Source organism: Streptomyces sp. NBC_01481, from assembly GCF_026339995.1.
In the GTDB taxonomy this organism is placed as follows: Bacteria; Actinomycetota; Actinomycetes; order Streptomycetales; family Streptomycetaceae; genus Streptomyces.
This window is the reverse complement of sequence record NZ_JAPEPT010000001.1, coordinates 996,913-1,018,781: the sequence shown is the minus strand read 5'-3', so window position 1 is coordinate 1,018,781 and position 21,869 is coordinate 996,913. Positions and strand designations below refer to the sequence as shown.

The 21,869-nt window shown below is 69.1% G+C and carries 23 protein-coding genes; 11 read left to right on the top strand and 12 right to left on the bottom strand.

Annotated features, from left to right (window positions below; genetic code table 11):
- Nucleotides 1-35: 35 nt before the first annotated feature.
- Complete coding sequence (locus OOK40_RS04725) at nucleotides 36-845, top strand: TerD family protein (RefSeq protein ID WP_266476707.1); 810 nt, start codon at nucleotides 36-38, stop codon at nucleotides 843-845.
- A gap of 11 nt (nucleotides 846-856) precedes the next feature.
- Here the strand turns inward: OOK40_RS04725 and OOK40_RS04720 are convergent, their stop codons facing one another.
- The 6 genes from OOK40_RS04720 to OOK40_RS04695 form a co-directional block, all read right to left on the bottom strand.
- Nucleotides 857-1,594 carry a Tellurium resistance gene (locus OOK40_RS04720; RefSeq protein ID WP_266476705.1) on the bottom strand — a complete coding sequence of 246 codons (738 nt, stop codon included), beginning with the start codon at nucleotides 1,592-1,594 and terminating at the stop codon, nucleotides 857-859.
- Between the two features lie 97 nt (nucleotides 1,595-1,691).
- Complete coding sequence (locus tag OOK40_RS04715) at nucleotides 1,692-2,831, bottom strand: DUF475 domain-containing protein (RefSeq protein ID WP_266476703.1); 1,140 nt, start codon at nucleotides 2,829-2,831, stop codon at nucleotides 1,692-1,694.
- A gap of 48 nt (nucleotides 2,832-2,879) precedes the next feature.
- Entirely contained in the window at nucleotides 2,880-3,455 is a 576-nt protein-coding gene (locus OOK40_RS04710; RefSeq protein ID WP_266476701.1) for a TerD family protein, read from the bottom strand.
- A 98-nt stretch (nucleotides 3,456-3,553) separates the two neighbouring features.
- Complete coding sequence (locus tag OOK40_RS04705; protein ID WP_266476699.1) at nucleotides 3,554-4,129, bottom strand: TerD family protein; 576 nt, start codon at nucleotides 4,127-4,129, stop codon at nucleotides 3,554-3,556.
- Nucleotides 4,130-4,280: 151 nt separating this feature from the next.
- The gene (locus tag OOK40_RS04700; protein ID WP_266476697.1) at nucleotides 4,281-4,739 is read right to left on the bottom strand and encodes a peroxiredoxin; all 459 of its coding nucleotides are present in this window, start codon (nucleotides 4,737-4,739) and stop codon (nucleotides 4,281-4,283) included.
- Between the two features lie 114 nt (nucleotides 4,740-4,853).
- Nucleotides 4,854-5,282, bottom strand: a complete 429-nt coding sequence (locus tag OOK40_RS04695) for a DUF3052 domain-containing protein (RefSeq protein WP_266476695.1) — start codon at nucleotides 5,280-5,282, stop codon at nucleotides 4,854-4,856.
- Nucleotides 5,283-5,741: 459 nt separating this feature from the next.
- On the opposite strand from OOK40_RS04695, the gene aceE reads away from it, so the two are divergent.
- Both aceE and OOK40_RS04685 read left to right on the top strand, forming a co-directional pair.
- Nucleotides 5,742-8,489, top strand: a complete 2,748-nt coding sequence (gene aceE / locus OOK40_RS04690) for a pyruvate dehydrogenase (acetyl-transferring), homodimeric type (RefSeq protein ID WP_266476693.1) — start codon at nucleotides 5,742-5,744, stop codon at nucleotides 8,487-8,489.
- 232 nt (nucleotides 8,490-8,721) lie between these two features.
- A complete protein-coding gene (locus OOK40_RS04685) occupies nucleotides 8,722-9,531 on the top strand; it encodes a potassium channel family protein (RefSeq protein WP_266476691.1) in 810 nt (269 codons plus the stop codon).
- Between the two features lie 209 nt (nucleotides 9,532-9,740).
- Here OOK40_RS04685 and OOK40_RS04680 read toward each other — a convergent pair whose 3' ends face one another.
- Together OOK40_RS04680 and OOK40_RS04675 are read right to left on the bottom strand one after the other, a co-directional pair.
- Nucleotides 9,741-10,049 carry a small hydrophobic protein gene (locus OOK40_RS04680; protein WP_266476690.1) on the bottom strand — a complete coding sequence of 103 codons (309 nt, stop codon included), beginning with the start codon at nucleotides 10,047-10,049 and terminating at the stop codon, nucleotides 9,741-9,743.
- 47 nt (nucleotides 10,050-10,096) lie between these two features.
- Nucleotides 10,097-10,471 carry a peptidase inhibitor family I36 protein gene (locus OOK40_RS04675; RefSeq protein ID WP_266476688.1) on the bottom strand — a complete coding sequence of 125 codons (375 nt, stop codon included), beginning with the start codon at nucleotides 10,469-10,471 and terminating at the stop codon, nucleotides 10,097-10,099.
- 348 nt (nucleotides 10,472-10,819) lie between these two features.
- Between OOK40_RS04675 and OOK40_RS04670 the strand changes: the two genes are divergently transcribed.
- Both OOK40_RS04670 and OOK40_RS04665 read left to right on the top strand, forming a co-directional pair.
- Complete coding sequence (locus tag OOK40_RS04670) at nucleotides 10,820-12,031, top strand: alpha/beta hydrolase (protein ID WP_266476686.1); 1,212 nt, start codon at nucleotides 10,820-10,822, stop codon at nucleotides 12,029-12,031.
- 75 nt (nucleotides 12,032-12,106) lie between these two features.
- Nucleotides 12,107-12,976 (top strand): DUF4429 domain-containing protein, encoded by an 870-nt coding sequence (locus OOK40_RS04665; RefSeq protein ID WP_266476683.1) that lies wholly within the window; start codon nucleotides 12,107-12,109, stop codon nucleotides 12,974-12,976.
- Nucleotides 12,977-13,054: 78 nt separating this feature from the next.
- On the opposite strand, the gene OOK40_RS04660 is transcribed toward OOK40_RS04665, so the two are convergent.
- Together OOK40_RS04660 and OOK40_RS04655 are read right to left on the bottom strand one after the other, a co-directional pair.
- Complete coding sequence (locus OOK40_RS04660; protein ID WP_266476681.1) at nucleotides 13,055-14,083, bottom strand: aldo/keto reductase; 1,029 nt, start codon at nucleotides 14,081-14,083, stop codon at nucleotides 13,055-13,057.
- 6 nt (nucleotides 14,084-14,089) lie between these two features.
- Nucleotides 14,090-14,545 (bottom strand): MerR family transcriptional regulator, encoded by a 456-nt coding sequence (locus OOK40_RS04655; protein WP_266476679.1) that lies wholly within the window; start codon nucleotides 14,543-14,545, stop codon nucleotides 14,090-14,092.
- Nucleotides 14,546-14,709: 164 nt separating this feature from the next.
- Here OOK40_RS04655 and OOK40_RS04650 point away from each other — a divergent pair, with 164 nt between their 5' ends.
- On the top strand, nucleotides 14,710-15,522 hold the full coding sequence (locus OOK40_RS04650) for a serine hydrolase (RefSeq protein ID WP_266476678.1): 813 nt from the start codon (nucleotides 14,710-14,712) through the stop codon (nucleotides 15,520-15,522).
- Nucleotides 15,523-15,543: 21 nt separating this feature from the next.
- Here OOK40_RS04650 and OOK40_RS04645 read toward each other — a convergent pair whose 3' ends face one another.
- Entirely contained in the window at nucleotides 15,544-16,203 is a 660-nt protein-coding gene (locus OOK40_RS04645; RefSeq protein WP_266476676.1) for a pirin family protein, read from the bottom strand.
- A gap of 90 nt (nucleotides 16,204-16,293) precedes the next feature.
- On the opposite strand from OOK40_RS04645, the gene OOK40_RS04640 reads away from it, so the two are divergent.
- From OOK40_RS04640 to fabF, 5 genes are all read left to right on the top strand, one after another.
- The gene (locus OOK40_RS04640) at nucleotides 16,294-17,478 is read left to right on the top strand and encodes a CdaR family transcriptional regulator (RefSeq protein WP_266476674.1); all 1,185 of its coding nucleotides are present in this window, start codon (nucleotides 16,294-16,296) and stop codon (nucleotides 17,476-17,478) included.
- 89 nt (nucleotides 17,479-17,567) lie between these two features.
- Nucleotides 17,568-18,479, top strand: coding sequence for an ACP S-malonyltransferase (locus tag OOK40_RS04635; protein WP_266476673.1), 912 nt, complete (start codon nucleotides 17,568-17,570; stop codon nucleotides 18,477-18,479).
- A gap of 16 nt (nucleotides 18,480-18,495) precedes the next feature.
- The gene (locus OOK40_RS04630) at nucleotides 18,496-19,500 is read left to right on the top strand and encodes a ketoacyl-ACP synthase III (RefSeq protein WP_266476672.1); all 1,005 of its coding nucleotides are present in this window, start codon (nucleotides 18,496-18,498) and stop codon (nucleotides 19,498-19,500) included.
- A 55-nt stretch (nucleotides 19,501-19,555) separates the two neighbouring features.
- A complete protein-coding gene (locus OOK40_RS04625) occupies nucleotides 19,556-19,804 on the top strand; it encodes an acyl carrier protein (protein ID WP_078077492.1) in 249 nt (82 codons plus the stop codon).
- A gap of 78 nt (nucleotides 19,805-19,882) precedes the next feature.
- The gene (fabF, locus tag OOK40_RS04620; protein ID WP_266476669.1) at nucleotides 19,883-21,145 is read left to right on the top strand and encodes a beta-ketoacyl-ACP synthase II; all 1,263 of its coding nucleotides are present in this window, start codon (nucleotides 19,883-19,885) and stop codon (nucleotides 21,143-21,145) included.
- 61 nt (nucleotides 21,146-21,206) lie between these two features.
- Here the strand turns inward: fabF and OOK40_RS04615 are convergent, their stop codons facing one another.
- A complete protein-coding gene (locus OOK40_RS04615) occupies nucleotides 21,207-21,701 on the bottom strand; it encodes a DUF3145 domain-containing protein (RefSeq protein WP_266476668.1) in 495 nt (164 codons plus the stop codon).
- Nucleotides 21,702-21,869: the final 168 nt, after the last annotated feature.

Sequence of the window (21,869 nt, the reverse complement as noted above, 5' to 3'; positions counted from 1 at the left end):
CCCCGCGTTGTCCGGGCGGCCATCGGGAAGGCAGGATGACGGACATGACGCACGCGATGGTGAAGGGCTCGAACGTTCCTCTCGATGCCACGGCCGTACGGGCCGTGCTGCGCTGGACCCCGGGCGCCGGGGTCCCCGACGTGGACGCCTCGGCCCTGCTGCTCGGCAGCGACGGGCGTGTGCGCTCCGACGAGGACTTCGTCTTCTACAACCAGCCGCGCCATCCGTCGGGTCTGGTGCGGCGGCTGTCCAAGAAGCGCGTCGCGGAGCATCTGACGGACACCGTCGAGGCGGATCTCTCCTCCCTCGACCCGTCCGTCGACCAGGTGGTACTCGCCGCCTCGTCCGACGGCGACACCTTCCAGCATGTACGCGATCTGCGGATACTGCTCTACGACGCCGCCCTGGCCGACAGCGAGCCGCTCGCCGTCTTCGATGTGAAGCCGGAGACGGGCCTGGAGACGGCGATCATCTGCGGCGAGCTGTACCGGCGCGGGGAAGGCTGGAAGTTCCGCGCGGTGGCGCAGGGTTATCCGACCGGTCTGGTGGGTCTGGCCACGGCGTTCGGCATCTCGGTGGACGAGGCGGAGGCGGCTGCCGAGCCGTCCGCCGAGCCCGAGCCTCGGCCGCAGACCGACCCGCACCCCGCGCCGCCCGCGCAGCCCCCGGCCGCCCAGCCCGCCTATGGTTACCCTCAGCCCGCGTACGGTTACCCGCAGCCGCCGGCGACCCAGCCGGTCGCGCCTCCGGCGTACGGCTATCCGCAGCCCGCCGCCGCGGCGGCGCCCGCGCCCGACCCGAATTTCCGGCTGCCGCCCATGGGCCCCCAGTTCGTACGCCCCTGAGTGGTCAGCCGCTACACCCGGTTCTTGTAACCGCGTCCCCACTGCAGACCCCAGCCGTACAGCCGGTCCAGCTCCGCCTGGAAGCCGTATACGAACTTCACCTCGCGGCGCACGACCAGCTCCCCCTTCACGTTCTCCATGGAGAAGATCGCGCAGGAACGGGCCTGCGGCGCGCGCTCGTCGAGCTCTATCTCCACCCGCGGACCATTGCTCGGGTAGAGCGTCACATGCGCGTGCGTACGGTCGAAGGCCGGTGTCTGGTCGTAGATGTACGCGAAGAACAGCAGCCGCTTGATCGACTCGCGGTGGTCGAGATTGACGTAGATCGTCTCGCCCGAGGGGGAGCCGAAGCGGTCGTCGCCGCTGAGCTTCACATAGGGCGCCTCGTTGATGCTGCCGAAGAAGCTGCCCAGCGGCTGCACCACGCCCTTGCTGCCGTCCGTCAGCTCGTAGAGACAGCCCAGGTCGAGGTCCACATTGACCACGCCCTGGGTGTGGGCCTGGACCACATCGGGCTGGAAGAGCTTGAAGGGGTGCCGCAGCAGTCTGCCGCTCTGCTTGGACCTGCCCTCGATGTCGGAAGTGCGCATCCTCCAGGAGAGGTTGACGCGCAGATTGCCGGTGGCCGCGCCCTGCTTGGTGAGCGAGACCGTCGGGTGCCGTTTGGTCAGCTCGATCGAATTGGTCGCTGCGCTGCCGGAGTCGAACTGCAGTGACCTGCCACGCCGCAGGCCGTCCCAGAAGGCCATGCCCCACCCCCACATGCGTCGATGAACCCAGCGGGGCGGCTCCGAGGCCGGTGCCTCGGAGCCGCCCCGCTCAGAGCGTTCCTCAATCCCCTCCGGGTCACACCCCGGAGGTGACTTCCTGCTTCTCGTCGGAGTTGTCCCCGCCCTCCGCTGCGAGCGCCCGGTTGCGGCGCACCGAGGACCAGAAGGACCAGGCGATCAGCACGACGCCGACGAGACCGGTGATGATCTCGCTGATCTGGTACTGGATGGTCACGAGGAGGATCATGGCGAGGGCGCCGATCGCGTAGTGCGCGCCGTGCTCCAGGTAGACGTAGTCGTCCAGGGTGCCCTGGCGGACCAGGTAGACCGTGAGCGACCGGACGTACATGGCGCCGATACCGAGGCCGAGCGCCATCAGCACGATGTCGTTGGTGATGGCGAAGGCGCCGATGACACCGTCGAAGGAGAACGAGGCGTCCAGGACCTCGAGGTACAGGAACATGAAGAACGCGGCCTTGCCGACCAGTTGGACCGCAGAAACCTGCTTGCCGCTCTTCTTGGCCTCCTCCTCGGCCTCGTGCTCGCGCTCCTCCTCTTCCTCGAGCCTGTTCTCGAAGAAGCCGGAGAGACCACCGACCACCAGATACGTAATCAGACCCGCGACGCCGGACAGCAGCACCGTCGCCGCCTTGTCGGCATGCCCGGCGTGCTGGTGCGCCTGGGTCGCGAAGGTCATGGCCGTGATGAGAAGTGCGATCAGCGCGATGCAGACCGACAGCATGTCGATCTTGCCGAGCTTGGCCAGCGGGCGCTCCAGCCAGCCGAGCCACTTGATGTCACGGTCCTCGAAGATGAAGTCCAGGAAGATCATCAGCAGGAACATGCCACCGAACGCGGCGATCGACGGGTGAGCGTCGGTGACCAGCTGCTCGTAGCGCTCAGCGTCGTTGAACGCCAGGTCGACTGCCTCGATGGGGCCGATCTTGGCGCTGATGGCAACGATCACGACGGGGAAGACCAGTCGCATGCCGAATACGGCGATGAGCACGCCGACCGTGAGGAAGATCCGCTGCCAGAAGGCGCTCATCTTCTTCAGGATTCCGGCGTTGACCACCGCATTGTCGAAGGACAGCGAGATCTCGAGGACGGACAGGATCGCGACGACCCCCAACGCCGTCCACCCGCCGAACAAGACCGCTGCGACCAGGCCGAGCGCGGTGACCGCGAACGACCAGCCGAAGGTTTTCAGAACCACTGGTACCCAATCGTGTAAGTACGGGTCTCCCCCGCGCCGTGCGCGGCTTTACGAAACGTTGACCCCGAAGTCTAGAGCGATGCCTCGCAGACCCGACGCGTACCCCTGCCCCACGGCCCTGAACTTCCATTCCCCGCCATAGCGGTAGAGCTCGCCGAAGATCATCGCGGTCTCCGTCGAGGCGTCCTCGCTCAGGTCGTAGCGCGCGAGCTCCTGGGTGTCCGCCTGGTTGACCACACGGATGAAAGCGTTGCTGACCTGGCCGAAGGTCTGGCCCCGGTTGTCGGCCTCATGGATCGAGACCGGAAAGATGATCTTGTCGACATGAGCCGGCACCTGGGAGAGGTCCACGAGAATCGATTCGTCGTCCCCCTCGCCCTCGCCCGTGAGGTTGTCACCGGTGTGCTCGACGGAGCCGTCGGGGCTCTTGAGGTTGTTGTAGAAGACGAACCACTCGTCGCCGAGCACCCGGCCGGACTGGCAGAGCAAGGCACTGGCATCGAGGTCGAAGGGCGCTCCGGTGGTGGAGCGCGCGTCCCAGCCGAGCCCGACCAGCACCTGTGTGAGGTTCGGTGCGGCCTTGGAGAGGGAGACATTGCCTCCCTTGGCGAGCGTGACGCCCATGTTTGTGGTCCTCCCCGAGATGACGAAACAAAGGTGGTGCAGGCGCGTCCGGCGCCGCACTGGAAGGTGCGGCGCCGGACAGGGAATGAACCGCTCGCTCAGACGTTCACGCCGAAGTCCTGCGCGATGCCGCGCAGACCCGAGGCGTACCCCTGGCCGATGGCACGGAACTTCCACTCCGCGCCGTTGCGGTAGAGCTCGCCGAAGACCATGGCGGTCTCGGTCGAGGCGTCCTCGCTCAGGTCGTAGCGCGCGAGTTCGTTGTTGTCGGACTGGTTGACGACGCGGATGAAGGCGTTGCGCACCTGGCCGAAGGACTGCTGGCGGCTCTCGGCCTCGTAGATCGAGACCGGGAACACGATCTTGTCGACGTCGGCGGGCACCGAGGCGAGGTTCACCTTGATCTGCTCGTCGTCGCCCTCGCCCTCACCCGTGATGTTGTCACCGGTGTGCTCGACGGAGCCGTCGGGGCTCTTGAGGTTGTTGAAGAAGACGAAGTTGCCGTCGTTGGCGACCTTGCCCTCGGCGTTGGTCAGCAGGGCGCTGGCGTCGAGGTCGAAGTCGGTGCCGGTGGTGCTGCGTGCGTCCCAGCCCAGGCCCACGGTGACCGCGGTCAGGTTGGGCGCGGCCTTGGTCAGCGAGACGTTGCCGCCCTTGCTGAGGCTGACTCCCACGAGTCCCTCCATTGTTTTGTCAGGGGCAGCGCCCCCGTCGTGCGGTGATGTATCGGATCAACGAGTGGATCCTAGTGACCGGTTCCCATCGAAAACACCCTTTCGGGCAGGGGTCGGCCGATGAATAGGGGCGTGCGTCAGAGGGCGCGCGTCAGAGCGCGTCGAGCGCCTTGACGTAGTCGTTCAGGTCGCGCGCCTCGGGCAGAGAGTTGACGACGGTCCAGCGGACCACGCCCTCCTTGTCGATGATGAAGGTTCCGCGCACCGCGCACCCCTTCTCCTCGTCGAAGATTTCGTACGCCCGTGAGGTCTCGCCGTGCGGCCAGAAATCCGAGAGCAGCGGGTACTCCAGACCCTCCTGCTCGGCGAAGACGCGCAGGGTGTGGATGGAGTCGGTGGAGACGGCCAGCAGCTGGGTGTCGTCGTTGACGAACCGCGGCAACTCGTCACGGAGCGCGCACAGCTCGCCGGTGCACACACCGGTGAAGGCGAAGGGATAGAAGAGGAGCACCACGTTCTTCTCGCCGCGGAATTCGGCGAGGCTCACGGTGCGGCCGTGGTTGTCCTTCAGCTCGAAGTCCGGGGCCTTGGTGCCGACCTCGATCGCCATGACGTTGCGTCCCTTCACTGGGCTGGGCCCGACTGGTCCGTTCGGGTGGGTCCACCCTACGCAGAGGACCCCCGCCGGCAGTTGCCGACGGGGGCCCTCAGGGCGTACGGGGGCTCAGCGCTTGGATTTGGGTGCGCTCAGCCGGGTGCCCGACCAGTCCTTGCCCGCGTTGATGCTCTTGGTCTGGGAGAGACCGGAGGTCTGCGCGGCTTCGTTGATGTCGCTCGGCTCGATGTATCCGTCCCTGCCGGTCTTGGGCGTCAGCAGCCAGATGTCGCCGCCTTCGTCCAGCAGGCCGATGGCGTCCACCAGCGCATCCGTAAGGTCGCCGTCCTCGTCACGGAACCAGAGCACGACGACGTCAGCGACGTCCTCATAGTCCTCGTCCACGAGTTCCTGGCCGATAACGGCCTCGATGCCCTCACGGAGCTCCTGCTCGACGTCGTCGTCGTAGCCGATCTCCTGGACCACCTGTCCGGGCTCGAACCCCAGCCTGACGGCCGGGTTGGTCCGCTCCTCCGCGTGGTCCGCGGTCGCGCTCACGGCTTGCCTCCTGATCATGTTTGGAAAATCCTGCGGCCGCGCGCGTACGCGTGGCGTTGGCCGTAGTCCACACGGGCGGGACGGATCGCGCAAGTACCCGGCCGTTCAGACCGCCGAAACGGTGACGTTTGCGGCCGTCTCGGCCCAACTCCAGACACGCTCAATCCCGTCTCGTGATTCATGGCACACCATTCGACCATCTTTGCGGCAATCTTTCCCTTCGGTGGGCCAATCGGAACCGAACAGCCAAACGAAACACATTGGCGGCTTGGGCGTAAGGTTGCGATTTGACCGTACCCGGAACCGGGGTTGGGTCAGGATGTCAGTCAGAACAAGGGTTACCCCCCGGTAGAGATGACGTTTTCCTCCCCGCGGTACACGATGGGAGGCGGCGCGACACCGCCTGGACATCCCGTGTCTCCCGCAGGGGCAGAACCCACCGAACAGCGAAGGATTAGCGTGGCTTCCGGATCAGATCGCAACCCGATCATCATTGGCGGCCTTCCCAGCCAGGTCCCGGACTTCGATCCTGAAGAGACCCAGGAGTGGCTGGACTCCCTCGACGCCGCCGTCGACGAGCGGGGCCGGGAGCGCGCCCGCTACCTGATGCTCCGCCTGATCGAGCGAGCCCGCGAGAAGCGCGTGGCCGTGCCCGAGATGCGCAGCACGGACTACGTCAACACCATCGCCACCAAGGACGAGCCGTTCTTCCCCGGCAACGAGGAGATCGAGCGCAAGGTCCTCAACGCGACCCGCTGGAACGCCGCGGTGATGGTCTCCCGCGCCCAGCGCCCGGGCATCGGCGTCGGCGGCCACATCGCCACCTTCGCCTCCTCCGCCTCCCTCTACGACGTGGGCTTCAACCACTTCTTCCGCGGCAAGGACCAGGGCGACGGGGGCGACCAGATCTTCTTCCAGGGCCACGCCTCCCCCGGCATCTACGCCCGGGCCTTCCTGCTCGACCGCCTCAGCGAGGCCCGGCTCGACGCCTTCCGCCAGGAGAAGTCCAAGGCTCCCGAGGGTCTGTCCAGCTACCCGCACCCGCGGCTGATGCCGGACTTCTGGGAGTTCCCGACCGTCTCCATGGGCCTTGGCCCCCTCGGCGCGATCTACCAGGCGCGGATGAACCGCTACATGGAGGCGCGCGGTATCGCCGACACCTCCAGGTCGCATGTCTGGGCCTACCTCGGCGACGGCGAGATGGACGAGCCCGAGTCGCTGGGCCAGCTCTCCATCGCCGCCCGTGAGGGCCTGGACAACCTGACCTTCGTGGTCAACTGCAACCTGCAGCGTCTCGACGGCCCCGTGCGCGGCAACGGCAAGATCATCCAGGAGCTGGAGTCCCAGTTCCGCGGCGCCGGCTGGAACGTCATCAAGCTCGTCTGGGACCGCTCCTGGGACCCGCTGCTCGCCCAGGACCGCGACGGCGTGCTGGTCAACAAGCTGAACACCACGCCCGACGGCCAGTTCCAGACGTACGCCACCGAGACCGGCGCGTACATCCGCGAGCACTTCTTCGGCGACGACCACCGGCTGCGCGCCATGGTCGAGAACATGACCGACGACCAGGTCCTGCACCTGGGACGCGGCGGCCACGACCACAAGAAGGTCTACGCGGCGTACGCGGCGGCCAAGGCCCACAAGGGCCAGCCGACCGTGATCCTCGCCCAGACGGTCAAGGGCTGGACGCTCGGCCCGAACTTCGAGGGCCGCAACGCGACGCACCAGATGAAGAAGCTGACGGTCGACGACCTCAAGCGCTTCCGCGACCGTCTGCACATCCCGATCACGGACCAGCAGCTGGAGAACGGCGCGCCGCCGTACTACCACCCGGGCCGCGACTCGGAGGAGATCCAGTACATGCACGACCGCCGCAAGGCGCTGGGCGGGTATGTCCCGACCCGAGTCGTGCGGTCCAAGCCGCTGGTCCTGCCCGAGGACACGACGTACGCCCCGGTCAAGAAGGGCTCCGGCCAGCAGTCGATCGCCACCACCATGGCGTTCGTCCGGCTGCTCAAGGACCTGATGCGGGACAAGGAGATCGGCAGGCGCTTCGTGCTGATCGCGCCGGACGAGTACCGCACCTTCGGAATGGACTCGTTCTTCCCGAGCGCCAAGATCTACAACCCGCTGGGCCAGCAGTACGAAGCCGTGGACCGCGAGCTGCTGCTCGCGTACAAGGAGTCGCCGACCGGGCAGATGCTGCACGACGGCATCTCCGAGGCGGGCTGTACGGCGTCGCTCATCGCCGCCGGTTCCGCGTACGCCACGCACGGCGAGCCGCTGATCCCGGTGTACGTCTTCTACTCGATGTTCGGCTTCCAGCGCACCGGCGACCAGTTCTGGCAGATGGCCGACCAGCTCGCGCGCGGCTTCGTCCTGGGCGCGACCGCGGGCCGCACGACGCTGACCGGTGAGGGCCTGCAGCACGCCGACGGCCACTCCCAGCTGCTCGCCTCGACGAACCCGGGCTGTGTCGCCTACGACCCGGCCTTCGGTTTCGAGATCGCGCACATCGTCCAGGACGGTCTGCGCCGGATGTACGGCTCGTCCGAGGAGCACCCGCACGGCGAGGACGTCTTCTACTACCTCACCGTCTACAACGAGCCGATCCAGCACCCGGCCGAGCCCGAGAACGTGGACGCCGAGGGCATCCTCAAGGGCATCCACCGCTTCAGGGCGGGCGAGGCCGGCGCGATTCCCGCGCAGATCATGGCCTCGGGTGTGGCCGTGCCCTGGGCGATCGAGGCGCAGAGGATCCTCGCCGAGGAGTGGAACGTACGCGCCGACGTGTGGTCGGCGACGAGCTGGAACGAGCTGCGCCGCGAGGCCGTCGAGGTCGAACAGCACAACCTCCTGCACCCCGAGGAGGAGCAGCGCGTCCCGTACGTCACGCAGAAGCTCTCCGGCTCCGAGGGCCCGTTCGTGGCCGTCTCGGACTGGATGCGCTCGGTTCCGGACCAGATCTCGCGCTGGGTTCCCGGCACGTACCAGTCGCTGGGTGCCGACGGCTTCGGCTTCGCGGACACCCGGGGCGCGGCGCGTCGCTTCTTCCACATCGACGCGCAGTCGATCGTCCTCGCGGTGCTCACCGAGCTCGCGCGTGAGGGCAAGGTCGACCGTTCGGTGCTGAAGCAGGCGGTGGACCGCTACCAGCTGCTCGACGTGGCCGCGGCGGACCCGGGCGCGGCCGGCGGCGACGCGTAACGCTTGCACGGTGAAGGGCGGCGGGACCCGGCCGGGTCCCGCCGCCCTTAGGTCCTGTCCGGCCGATCTTGCCGGGCTCGCGTGCCCTGGCACGGCACCTCGCCGCGTTGTCGTCAGTCGCCGACGCTCCGCGTCGGCTCCATCCTCCGCCTTGCGATGCACCACGCCAGACCCCGCTCCCTGACCCGGCCCGATCGACCGGACAGGACCTACGCGTCTCTAACATGCAGGCATGAAGCAGCGAACAGCGCAGGTCCGGTGGGAACAGCGCATGCAGACCCCCCTGCTGGCACTCGCCATCGCGTTCGCCCTCGCGTACGCCGTGCCGATCGTGGCGCCCGACGCCAGTGGTTCGGTGATAACCGTGTGCACGGTCACCGAGTGGGTGGTGTGGGGGACCTTCGCCGTCGACTACCTCGTACGGCTGCTGCTGGCACCGGCCAAGTGGCTCTTCGTACGCAAGCATCCGCTGGATCTGGTGGCGGTGGTGCTGCCGCTGGTGCAGCCGCTGCGGCTGCTGCGGGTCGTCTCGACCCTGCTGCTGGTGGGCCGCCGGGCCAGGATGGCGCCCCAGATCACGCTGACGACGTATGTCGGTGGCGCGGTGGTGGGGCTGATGATGTTCGGCTCGCTGGCCGTGCTGCATGTGGAGCGGGACGCGCCGAACGGGAACATCAAGACGCTGGGCGACGCGGTGTGGTGGTCGTTCACCACGATGACGACGGTCGGGTACGGCGACCATGCGCCGACGACGGGTCTGGGGCGGGTGCTCGCGGTCGGGCTGATGATTTCGGGGATCGCGCTGCTCGGTGTCGTCACCGCCAATATCGCGGCGTGGTTCATCTCCCGCTTCGAGCGGGACGACTTGGAGGAACGCAAGCAGACGGCGCTGCTCCAGGCGCTGACTGCGGAAGTACGGGCGCTGCGGGAGCAGGTGGCCACGCTGTCGCAGGCCCGCGCGGTCACGGAGCTCCCGGATACGGCGATGCCGGCGGAAACCGGGGCGGGCGCGATGCCCACCCCGGTCGGTCCGTCCGACTAGGTCCTGTCCGGTCGACCAGGCCGGATCAGTGAGCGGGGTCTGGCGATGGGGGCACCTCCCGTGCCCGAAGGGCTACGGGGGAGCATCGCAAGGCGGAGGAAGGAGCCGACGCGGAGCGTCGGCGACTGACGACAACGCGGCGAGGTGCCGCGCCAGGGCACGCGAGCCCGGCAAGGTCGGCCGGACAGGACCTAAGGCGTGGCTGACGATCACCACATCCCGCTCGCGGGAACCGTGGCTCCCGCGAGCCAGACGATCGCCAGCAGGGTGTCGATGCCGCCGAGCACGACCGCGGCCAGTGCCGGGACCGGCTGTGCGCCGTTCCAGCGACGGCCCATACCGAGCCATCCGCAGACGATCGCGATCGGGCCGAGGACGATCCCCAGCACGAAGAAACCGGCGATCGCACAGATCAGGCCGATGATTCCGAGTGCCGCACGATCCGGCCCGCTCCGCGACCAGTTACGGCTGCGTGAGCGAGGGTGCCTGCGCGTTGTGTGTCCGAAGCCCGCCATCATCACTCCTCGAGTCGTCGAATCGGGGCTTCGTCAGCGGGTACCCCGGTTCAGCGCTCCCAGACCTTGAACGCTCTGACCTGGTACGGGGATTGAGGCACCCACGTGCCACCGCCCGGGTAGGTCTCGAACTCGCCCGTCTCCTCGCACTCCGCCGACTGGTACGCGGTGACGGGGCGCCCGGTCCGGTTTGCGAGTGCCTCGGCGGTGGTGCCGGACGGCAGCGGAACACAGCTCTCGATATCGGTGCCGGACAGCTCGTGGACCTGGCGTGTGCCCTTGAAGTTCCCCTTCTCCCACAGGCAGAGCTGGCCCGCCGCGCACTCCCCGAGGCGGGGCGGCGCGGCGGCCGCCGTCTGCGGCACCAGCACTGCCGCGGCCAGGGCTGATGTGGCCAGGACTCCGGCCGTGACGATCATGCGCATGTCGGTAACCCCCGTGTCGTACTGATCACTTGACCGCACCCTGCCCCCTGGCCGGGGGTCGGGAAAGGGGGTTCGGGGCGCATCACCCTGATAGGGGACGGCTCCGCCGGGCGGGCGCGGCGGAGCTGTCGTACGCACAAGGTTGACGCGCGGCCGCCCCCAGATGTGGGTCGCGCCCGCACGCGCCCCGGCGCAGGAGGGTGGTGGGCGGCCCACCGCGATCCCGGTGACCACAGGGGCGCGCCCGCGCACGGAAAGTGACGACTTGCCCCCCGCACTCCCCCCGGACACGTGATCTGTCTCACGGTCTTCGCGAGCCGCGTCGCGCGTCTCCTAGGGTGTCCCGCAGTGACTTCCTTCGACTCCTCCCCCACCCTCACCGCCTGGCGCGCCCTGCTCGCGCTCGCGGTCGTGTTCATGATGCTGGCGACGACCGGCTGGACCGCCATACGACATCAGGGCGGTCCTCGCGACGCTCTCGAGGCCGAGCTGTCCGGCTGGGCCAAGGCCAGGATCGGGGTGCGGGCACTGCCCGATCCGGCGTCACCGCCGCAGCGGCTCGCCGCGTTCTTCGGTTCCATCGGCAGCACGCAGCGGGCCCGCCTCGCCGACCGGTACCCCATCCTCGTCGGCAATCTCAACGGCGCCCCGGTCACCCTGCGCTACCGCGCCAACCGCAAGGCCCTCGCGCTCTCGATCGCCGAGGAGCGCAAGCGCGTGAAGGACGTCAACCTGACCGCGGACGGCCGGCACCAGGCGGTCCGCCGTATGCACCGCTTCGAGGCGCTCATGAGCGCGGAGCGGCAGATCCTCGCCTTCGACCCGTCCGGTCCCGGCAAGGTCGCCGAGGTGCTCGGCGATCTCGACCGCGCCCAGCGGGTGTCGGTGATCGTCCCCGGTGTGGACACCAATGTGCTCACGTTCCAGAAGACTTCCCGCAAGTACACCGCGCCGGTCGGCATGGCGGAGTCGCTGTACGCCGCCGAGCGGGCCGCGTCCCCGCGCACGCGTACTGCGGTCATCGCCTGGGCCGACTACACCGCACCCGCAGGCCTCGGCATGGACTCGGCCACGGGCCGCCGCGCGGAGGACGGCGCCGTGCGCCTGACCGCGCTCACCGGCGCGCTGCCGGGCAGCTCCAAGATCGCGCTGTTCTGCCACAGTTACGGCTCCGTCGTGTGCGGCGTCGCCGCCCGCCATCTTCCCGCCCGCGTGCGTGACGTGGCGGTGGCCGGCAGCCCCGGCATGCGCGCCGAGAACGTGGCCGGGCTCCATGCCCGTGCCCGCGTCTGGGCGATGCGCGACAGGGACGACTGGATCGAGGACGTGCCGCATCTGGCGGTCGGCGGCCTCGGCCACGGCGAGGACCCGGTGACGGAGGCGTTCGGCGCGCGGGTGCTGTCCGCGTCGGACGCGGTCGGTCACACCGGCTATTTCGAGCCGGGTACGGAGAGCGTCAGCAACTTCGCCGAGATAGGCGTCGGTTCGTACGACGGCGTGACCTGTGAGAGCGGCGGCGACACATGCCGCAGTGGTATTTACGGCGATGAGGCGGCCTGACGCGCGTAGAGCATCGTGGCCGGGCCTGAGCACCGAGGGGCGACGCGCGGGCAGGCGCAGCCTACGATGAGGCGTATGGGTGATGTTCTGGCCGGAATTCAAGCCACTTGGGAGTTCGAGACCGACTCCGTGCTCATCCGCTTCGAACGGGGGCTGCGTGCGCCGAAGCTGTTCCAGACGCTTCGCGAACGCCGCATCCCCCACGAGGCGTTGGCGTCGGTGACCCTCTCCCCCGGCAAGCGCGGCACGGTGGTGCTGCACGCCCTGCCAAGACCCGGCGCCGATCCGCTGATGGATGCCGCGGCAGGGCAGTTGAAGGAGGGCTGCGACCCGTACCGGCTGGTGCTGCCCGCGGAGCGCGAGACGCTCGCCGAGTACTACGCCGACGAACTGCGCGCCCTGCTCCCCGCCGACGCGGACACCCCGGCCGAGCGGTACGCCGTGGCCGCGCCGGAGGGGCCGATGCACTTCAAGGCGTACGACGGCAAGGCCTTCTTCGACGGCTCGATGGTTTCCTTCCGCTGGTCCCGGACGGCCGCGTCGTCCGCCAAGTGGCGGGCGGGCGACCAGAGTTTCCCGGTGACGGAACTGAGCGGCGTGGAGTGGCGCTCGCCGGAGGCCTTCGACGGGTATCTGCGACTGCTGCGCCGGGCGGACGATCCGGGCGACGAGGCGGCCGCGCCCAGGCAGGCGGACCAGGATCCGGCGGCGGTGCTCTTCGGGGTGAGCCGCGGGCCGGTGCACGAGTCGCTGCCGTTCGCCGCCGCGGTGCTCGAATCCGTACGCAGCAGCGGCTCGGCCCCGGTGATGGCGCTGCGGGCGGGGCGGCGCGACCCGGCGGACATCGCCGAGCGGATTCGGCACCTCGGGGAGCTGCACCAGGCGGGTCTGGTGACGGACGAGGAGTTCAGCACGAAGAAGGCGCAGCTGCTCGCGGAGCTGTGAGTCGTACGTGGGGAGGGCCCGCCGCGCGGCAGCAGCACTGCTCGCGGCGGGCTTCGTCTCATGACTGGCCCCGTACGGCTACTCGCGCGCCGCCGATGTCGAGGACATGTCCGGGTAGCGGTCCCCCGCCACCTGCCCGGCGATCGGCTCCAGCACCGCCAGCTCCTCCTCGGTCAGCTTCAGCCGGGTCGCCGCGACGTTCTCCAGCAGCCGGCTCGTCTTGCGGGTGCCGGGGATCGGCACCACGGCGAGCGAGTGCACCTCTGCCCGCTGCTGCACCCACGCGAGGGCCACCTGCGCGGCCGTCGCCCCGTGCGCCGCGGCGATCTTGTGGACCGGCTCCAGGAGCGCGGCGTTGGTCTTGGCGTTGTCGCCGGTGAAGCGCGGCTGGTGCCTGCGGAAGTCGTCCTCCGAGAGCTCCTTGCCCGCGTCGGCGAAGGCACCGGTGAGGAAGCCGCGGCCGAGCGGCGAGTACGGCACGAAGGCGACACCGAGTTCGGCCGCGGCGCCCACCGCGCTGCGCTCCACGTCCCTGCTGAACAGCGACCACTCCGACTGCAGCGCGGCGATCGGATGCACGGCGTGCGCCTCGCGCAGCTCCGCGCCGGTGACCTCGCTCAGCCCCAGGTGCCTGACGAGGCCGCGCTCCACCAGTTCGGCCATCGCGCCGACGGACTCGGCGAGCGGCACGGCCGGGTCGCGGCGGTGCATGTAGTACAGGTCGATGACTTCGGTCTTCAGCCGCCGCAGGCTCTCCTCGACGGCCTTGCGGATGTACGCCGGGTCGTTGCGGACGGCCCGGTACCGCGGGTCGTCGGTCCGCTGGATGGCGAACTTCGTGGCCAGGGTGATCTCGTCGCGGTGCGCTCCGACGAACGGCGCGAGGAACTCCTCGTTCGCCCCCCGCCCGTACACGTCCGCCGTGTCGAAGAGCGTGACGCCCGCATCCAGCGCCGCCACCAGGGTGTCCCGGGCTGCCGCCAGGTCCGTCTCTCCGTAGAACTCGCTCATGCCCATGCAGCCCAGGCCCTGTATGCCGACCAGCGGTCCGCCGGTCCCGAGCCGCACCTGTGCGATCTTGCTGCCGCTCCTCAAGGATTCAGCCATCAGGTTTCAGAGCCTCTCCGACGCCCGCCGGGCGTCCGCGTAAAAGTCGATCTTGTGATCCAGCACGGCGAGCGTGTCCTGCAGCTCCGCGATGCGCCTGCGCACATCGCGCCGCGTCTGCTGCAGCAGCTCCTGCCGTGCCTCGAAGGTGTGCTCGCCCTCGCGCACCAGCTCGGCGTAGCGGACCATGTCCGCGACCGGCATCCCGGTCAGCCGCAGCTTGCCGACGAAGGCGAGCCAGTCCAGATCGCGATTGGTGAAGCGCCGCTGTCCGGTGTGCGACCGGTCGATGTGCGGCATCAGCCCGATCCGCTCGTACCAGCGCAGGGTGTGCGCGGTGAGCCCGGTGAAAGCGACGACCTCGCTGATCGTGTAGCGGTCCTGGCCCTCGGGGCGGGGATGCGCGCGGGGAGGCGGCTTACAGAGGTCCACTCCTGCCGGCGTGCTCTCGATCAGCGTCATGTCCTCAACGCTAAAACCTTGGAGTGCACTCCAAGCAAGCAGAAAGGGATGGCAGTTTTCCTGCGGCGCCCAATAGCCTGCCGAAACCATGAGCCTCGGGACCTCGCTCGGCTTCGTCCGCACCCCCGATCCGGCGATGAGACTCACCCTTTAGGCTCGTACGCATGCAGAGCCTGGCGATGATCGAGAACTGGCCGGTACCGACCGCGGCGGCCGCCGTCGTACGAGCGGACGGCACCGTCGCCGGATCGCACGGCCCCCTCGCGCACCGCTTCCCGCTCGCCTCCGTCACCAAGCCGCTCGCGGCCTACGCGGCGCTCGTGGCGTACGAGGAAGGGGCGGTCGAGCTCGACGAACCGGCGGGCCCCGAGGGCTCCACGGTCCGTCATCTGCTCGCCCACACCTCGGGCCTGGCCTTCGACGAGCACCGGGTGACGGCCCCGCCGGGTACGCGCAGGCTGTACTCCAACGCGGGCTTCGAGGTGCTCGGCGACCACATCGCCAAGGCGACGGACATCCCGTTCGCGGAGTATCTGCGCCAGGCGGTCCTCGAACCGCTGGGCATGACGGCGACAACGCTGGACGGCTCCCCCGCGAAGGACGGCGTCTCGACGGTCGACGACCTGGTGCGCTTCGCCGCCGAGGTGCAGGCGCCGCGGCTCCTTGACGCCCGTACGGTCCTTGAGGCCATGACGGTCGTCCACCCGGGCCTGTCGGGCATCCTTCCCGGCTACGGGCACCAGAAGCCGAACGACTGGGGCCTGGGCTTCGAGATCCGGGACTCCAAGTCGCCGCACTGGACGGGCAGTTCGTCCTCGCCCCGTACGTTCGGCCACTTCGGCCAGTCGGGCACGTTCCTGTGGATCGACCCGGCGGTGGGCGCGGCGTGTGTGGCGCTCACGGACCGGCCCTTCGGGCAGTGGGCGATCGACGCGTGGCCGCCGTTCACGGACGCCGTGCTGGCCGAGCTGGGCTGAGGTCCGGTCTCAGAACCGGGCTCAGGACTCGTTCAGCTCCCAGAGCAGCAGCTCGGCGGGTACCAGGGCAGCCAGGTCGAGGCCGTCCGCGTCCGTGATGCGGGCCGCGTCCCCTGGGGCCAACTCCGCATCTCCCAGGCGGACTTCGCCCCGCACCACATGCACGTACACCGCGGGCGCGTCCGGCACCGCCGTGCGCTCGCCCCGGCCCAGACGGCGGACATGCAGCAGCGCGCCCGCCTCGGGGAGTGCGTACGGCGTCGAGTCAGCGATGCCGCGCACGATCTCGTACGCCGGATCACCGCCCGGCGCCAGCGGTGCGAGCCACATCTGGACGAAGGTCAGCGGCGCGTCCGCGTCATTGCGCTCCACATGGCGGACACCGTCCGCGGAACTGAGCCGCTGGACGTCGCCGGGCCGGACGACGGTCGCGTGGCCCGTCGAGTCGCGATGGGTCAACTCGCCCTCGACGACCCAGGTGACGATCTCGGTGTGGCTGTGCGGATGCTCGTCGAAGCCGGCACCGGGATCGAGACGTTCCTCGTTGCAGGCGAGGATCGCACCGAAGCGCAGGTTGTCGGGGTCGTAGTGCCGCCCGAAGGAGAAGGCGTGCAGGGATTCGATGCCCGAGGCGGGGTCGCCACCGCGGAAGCGGCCGGCGGAGCGACGTACGTCAATCACGGGTCCACCGTAGTCCGAGACGGCGGCCCGATGGCCGTACCCGAGCCCCGCCACTCCGCTCACCCGTCCCGATAAGGCACTCTTGTCCCCGTGCCCGAACCTGCAGCGAACTCCGCCCACCCGCATACCGCGACCCTGCGCCGACTGGAGCAGTCCTCCGGCCGGCTCGCCGCGAACGCCATCGCACGCATGGACGAGACGCTGCCGTGGTACCGCGCGATGCCCCCGGAGAACCGGTCGTGGATCGGCCTTGTCGCCCAGGCCGGTATCGCCGCCTTCACCGAGTGGTTCCGGCATCCGGAGACCCCGCAGGCGATCTCGACCGACGTCTTCGGCACCGCTCCGCGCGAGCTGACCCGCGCGATCACCCTGCGCCAGACCGTCGAGATGGTGCGCACCACCATCGAGGTCATGGAGTCGGCGATCGAGGAGGTCGCGGCGCCCGGTGACGAGTCCGTACTGCGCGAGGCCCTGCTCGTCTACGCACGCGAGATCGCTTTCGCCACCGCCCAGGTGTACGCGCAGGCAGCCGAGGCCCGCGGCGCCTGGGACGCCCGGCTCGAATCGCTGGTCGTGAACGCCGTACTGTCCGGCGAGGCCGACGAGGGCGCCGTCTCCCGCGCCGCCGCACTCGGCTGGAACTCGCCCGAGCATGTCTGCGTCATCCTCGGCACCGCACCCGACGGCGACAGCGAACTCACCGTCGAGGCCATCCGCCGGGCCGCCCGGCACGCCAAGCTCCAGGTCCTCACCGGAGTCCTCGGCGACCGGCTCGTCGTCATCGCGGGCGGCAGCGACAACCCGCTGCAGGTCGCGAAGGCCCTGATCGGGCCTTATGCCGCGGGTCCCGTGGTCGCGGGGCCCGTCGTGCCCGACCTGCTCGCCGCCACCAAGTCCGCGCAGGCCGCGGCCGCCGGGCTCAAGGCGTGTTTCGCCTGGCAGGACGCCCCACGCCCGGTTCTCGCGGACGATCTGCTGCCGGAGCGCGCGATCGCCTCGGATCCGGCCGCGCGGGAGCAGTTGGTGGAGGAGATCTACAGACCGCTGGAAGAAGCGGGGTCGGCACTTCTGGAAACCTTGAGCGTCTATCTAGAGCAGGCGAGTAGTCTCGAGGGCGCTGCAAGGATGCTCTTCGTCCACCCCAACACCGTGCGCTACCGGCTGCGACGTGTGACCGACGTCACCGGATGGTCACCCTCCGATGTACGCTCCGCGTTCACCCTGCGGATCGCGCTCATTCTGGGGCGTCTGGCCGACGCCGATTCGCAGCCCTAGACTTTTGTAGAAGGCCCACAATTCCCCTGACGTTTCTTGGTCCCTGTCCCCACGGGCGGTTGGAGCCGTCCACAAGAGAAAGTGTGAGGGTGCTCGTACTCGTCGCTCCCGGCCAAGGCGCTCAGACGCCCGGCTTCCTGACTCCCTGGCTCGACCTCCCCGGCGCCGCCGACCGCATTGCGGCCTGGTCCGACGCCATCGAGTTCGACCTTGCCCACTACGGCACGAAGGCCGACGCGGACGAGATCCGCGACACCGCCGTGGCACAGCCGCTCCTGGTCGCCGCGGGCCTGCTCTCGGCCGCTGCGCTCGGTGACGTACGCCCCGGCGCCGTCGCAGGTCACAGCGTCGGCGAAATCACCGTGGCCGCGGTCGCCGGTGTCCTCGACGAGGTCGCCGCGCTCGGCTTCGTCCGTACGCGCGGACTGGCCATGGCCGAGGCCGCCGCGGTCACCGAGACCGGCATGTCGGCCGTCCTGGGCGGTGACCCCGACCAGGTCGTGGCCCATCTCGAAAGCCTCGGCCTGACCGCGGCCAACGTGAACGGCGCCGGCCAGATCGTCGCCGCCGGCACCGCCGAGCAGCTCGCGGCACTGGCCGAGAACAAGCCGGAGAAGGCCCGCGTCATCGCACTGAAGGTGGCCGGCGCGTTCCACACGCACCACATGGCGCCCGCGGTCGCGACCCTGCAGGAGGCCGCCGAGAACCTCACGGTCTCCGACCCGGTCCTGCCGTACATCTCGAACAAGGACGGCCGTACGGTCTCCACCGGCGACCAGGTCATCGCCCGGCTGGTCGGCCAGGTCGCCAACCCGGTCCGCTGGGACCTGTGCATGGAGACCTTCAAGGATCAGGGCGTCAGCGCCCTGATCGAGGTCTGCCCCGGCGGCACGCTCACCGGCCTCGCCAAGCGCGCCCTGCCCGGCGTGCAGACGCTCGCGCTCAAGACCCCCGACGACCTCGACGCGGCCCGCACGCTCGTCGCCGAGCATTCAGCCTGACAAGGAGCCGTAGCGCATGTCGACGAAGATCAAGCCCAGCCAGGGCGCCCCGTACGCACGCATCATGGGTGTCGGCGGCTACCGCCCCATCCGGGTCGTGCCGAACGAGGTGATCCTCGAGACGATCGACTCCTCCGACGAGTGGATCCGCTCGCGCTCGGGCATCGCGACGCGCCACTGGGCCTCGCCCGAGGAGACCGTGAGCGCGATGTCCGTGGAGGCGGCGGGCAAGGCGATCGCCGACGCCGGGATCACCCCGGAGCAGATCGGCGGCGTCATCGTCTCCACGGTCTCGCACTTCAAGCAGACCCCGGCCATCGCCACCGAGATCGCGGACAAGATCGGCGCGGTCAAGCCGGCGGCGTTCGACATCTCCGCGGGCTGTGCCGGTTTCGGCTACGGCCTCACGCTCGCCAAGGGCATGGTCGTCGAGGGCTCGGCGCAGTACGTACTGGTCATCGGCGTCGAGCGGCTGAGCGACCTGACCGACCTGGAGGACCGCGCGACGGCCTTCCTGTTCGGTGACGGCGCGGGCGCGGTGGTCGTCGGCCCCTCCAAGGACCCGCAGATCGGCCCGACCGTCTGGGGCTCGGAGGGCGACAAGTCCGACACCATCAAGCAGACCGTGCCGTGGGACGACTACCGCAACGGCACCGTCGAAAAGTTTCCGGCGATCACGCAGGAGGGCCAGGCGGTCTTCCGCTGGGCCGTGTTCGAGATGGCGAAGGTCGCCCAGCAGGCGCTGGACGCGGCCGGAATCAGCGCGGACGACCTGGACGTCTTCATCCCGCACCAGGCCAATATGCGGATCATCGATTCGATGGTGAAGACTTTGAAACTGCCGGAGCACGTCACGGTCGCCCGCGACGTGGAAACCACCGGCAACACCTCGGCCGCCTCGATCCCGCTCGCAATGGAGCGGCTCCTGGCGACCGGACAGGCCAAGAGCGGCGACACCGCGCTCGTCATCGGCTTCGGGGCGGGTCTCGTCTACGCAGCCACGGTCGTTACCCTCCCCTAGGCAACCGGATCTTCCGGACGCCACACCCTCTGATACAACACCGAAGGAGCGCCACATGGCCGCCACTCAGGAAGAGATCGTCACCGGTCTCGCGGAGATCGTCAACGAGATCGCCGGCATCCCGGTAGAGGACGTCCAGCTGGACAAGTCCTTCACCGACGACCTGGACGTCGACTCGCTGTCCATGGTCGAGGTTGTCGTCGCCGCCGAAGAGCGTTTCGACGTCAAGATCCCGGACGACGACGTCAAGAACCTGAAGACTGTCGGCGACGCCGCGGACTACATCGCCAAGCACCAGGCCTGAGCCTGAATCGCGTTTGTCGCCACCCGGCGGTGGCGCCGTGAAAATTCAGCACCCCCTACACGTGGAGAAAGAATTCCTGTGAGCTCGACCAATCGCACCGTGGTCGTCACCGGTATCGGCGCAACCACACCGTTGGGTGGCGACAGCGCATCGACCTGGGAGGGTCTGCTCGCCGGGCGCTCCGGAGTGAAGCCCCTCGAGGGCGAGCGCTTCGCCGAACTCCCGGTCCGGATCGCCGCACCCGCGGCGGTCGACCCGGGCGAGGTCCTGCCGCGCCCGCTCGCCCGCAAGCTGGACCGCTCGGCGCAGTTCGCGCTGATCGCGGCCCGCGAGGCGTGGGCGGACGCCGGCTACAGCGCACCGGCCGGTGAGGACGTCAACGTTCTCCCCGAGCGCCTGGGCACGGTCATCGCCTCCGGCATCGGCGGCGTGACGACTCTGCTCGACCAGTACGACGTGCTCAAGGAGAAGGGCGTACGCCGCGTCTCCCCGCACACAGTGCCCATGCTCATGCCGAACGGCCCCTCCGCCAACGTCGGCCTGGAGGTGAACGCCCAGGCGGGCGTGCACACTCCGGTCTCCGCCTGTGCGTCGGGAGCCGAAGCGATCGGCTACGCGGTGGAGATGATCCGCACCGGCCGCGCCGACGTCGTCGTCGCCGGCGGCACCGAGGCGGCCATCCACCCGCTGCCCATCGCGGCGTTCGCCAACATGATGGCGATGTCCAAGAACAACGACGAGCCCGAGAAGGCCTCCCGTCCGTACGACACGGCCCGTGACGGCTTCGTCCTGGGCGAGGGCGCGGGCGTCGTCATCCTGGAGTCGGCCGAACACGCCGCCAAGCGCGGCGCGAAGGTCTACTGCGAGGTGCTGGGCCAGGGCCTGTCCGCGGACAGCCACCACATCGCGCAGCCCGAGCCGACCGGCCGCGGCATCGCCACCGCGATGCAGAACCTGCTGGACGCGACGGACCTCAAGCCGTCCGAGGTCGTGCACCTCAACGCGCACGCCACGTCGACTCCGCAGGGCGACATCGCCGAGATCAAGGCCCTGCGCAAGGTCCTGGGCGACGATCTCGACCATGTCGCGGTGTCCGCCACGAAGTCGATGACCGGCCATCTGCTGGGCGGCGCGGGCGGCATCGAGACGGTAGCCACGGTGCTCGCGCTGTACCACCGCACGGCACCGCCGACGATCAACATCGACGACCTCGACGAGGCGGTCGACGCGGACATCGTGCGCGGCGAGCCCCGCAAGCTCCCCCAGGGCACCATCGCGGCGATCAACAATTCGTTCGGCTTCGGCGGCCACAACGTGGTTCTGGCGTTCCGCACCGTCTGAGTTTTCGTACGCACCCGAAAGGGCCCCCACCACGCGGTGGGGGCCCTTTCGGCTACGTCGTTCAGACGACCTGGTGCAGCCAGCGGACCGGTGCGCCCTCCCCTGCGTACCGGAACGGCTCCAGTTCGTCGTCCCACGGCTTGCCCAGCAGCTTGGCGATCTCCGCCTCCAGGTCCGTCTCGCCCTGCACCGACCGCGCCAGCGCTGCGCGCAGCCGGTCCTCGGGGATCAGGATGTCGCCGTGCATCCCGGTGACGGCGTGAAAGATGCCGAGTTCGGGCGTGGCGCTGTAGCGCTCGCCCTCCGCCGTGGAGCAGGGCTCGGCGGTCACCTCGAAGCGCAGCAGCTGCCAGCCGCGCAGCGCCGAGGCGAGCTTGGAGGCCGTGCCCACCTCGCCCTGCCAGGAGAACTCGGCTCTCCAGGTACCGGGCGATGCCGGCTGCCGGATCCAGTCGAGCTGGACGCGCACGCCAAGAACACTCGCAACCGCCCATTCGACGTGCGGGCACAGCGCGCGGGGTGCGGAGTGAACGTACAGAACGCCACGTGTCGTCACCGGGACCTCCAGTGTGGGACGAGGATCGTCTTCCCAGCGGCCTCAGTAAACAGCATCGGGAGTCAAACTCCACAAAAGGGACAACATGTGACGTGATGTAATTTACCGGGGCCGATGGGCTCGGTGCCTCTGGGTCGACGGGAAAAAGCTACCGTGAGTAGGTGGCTG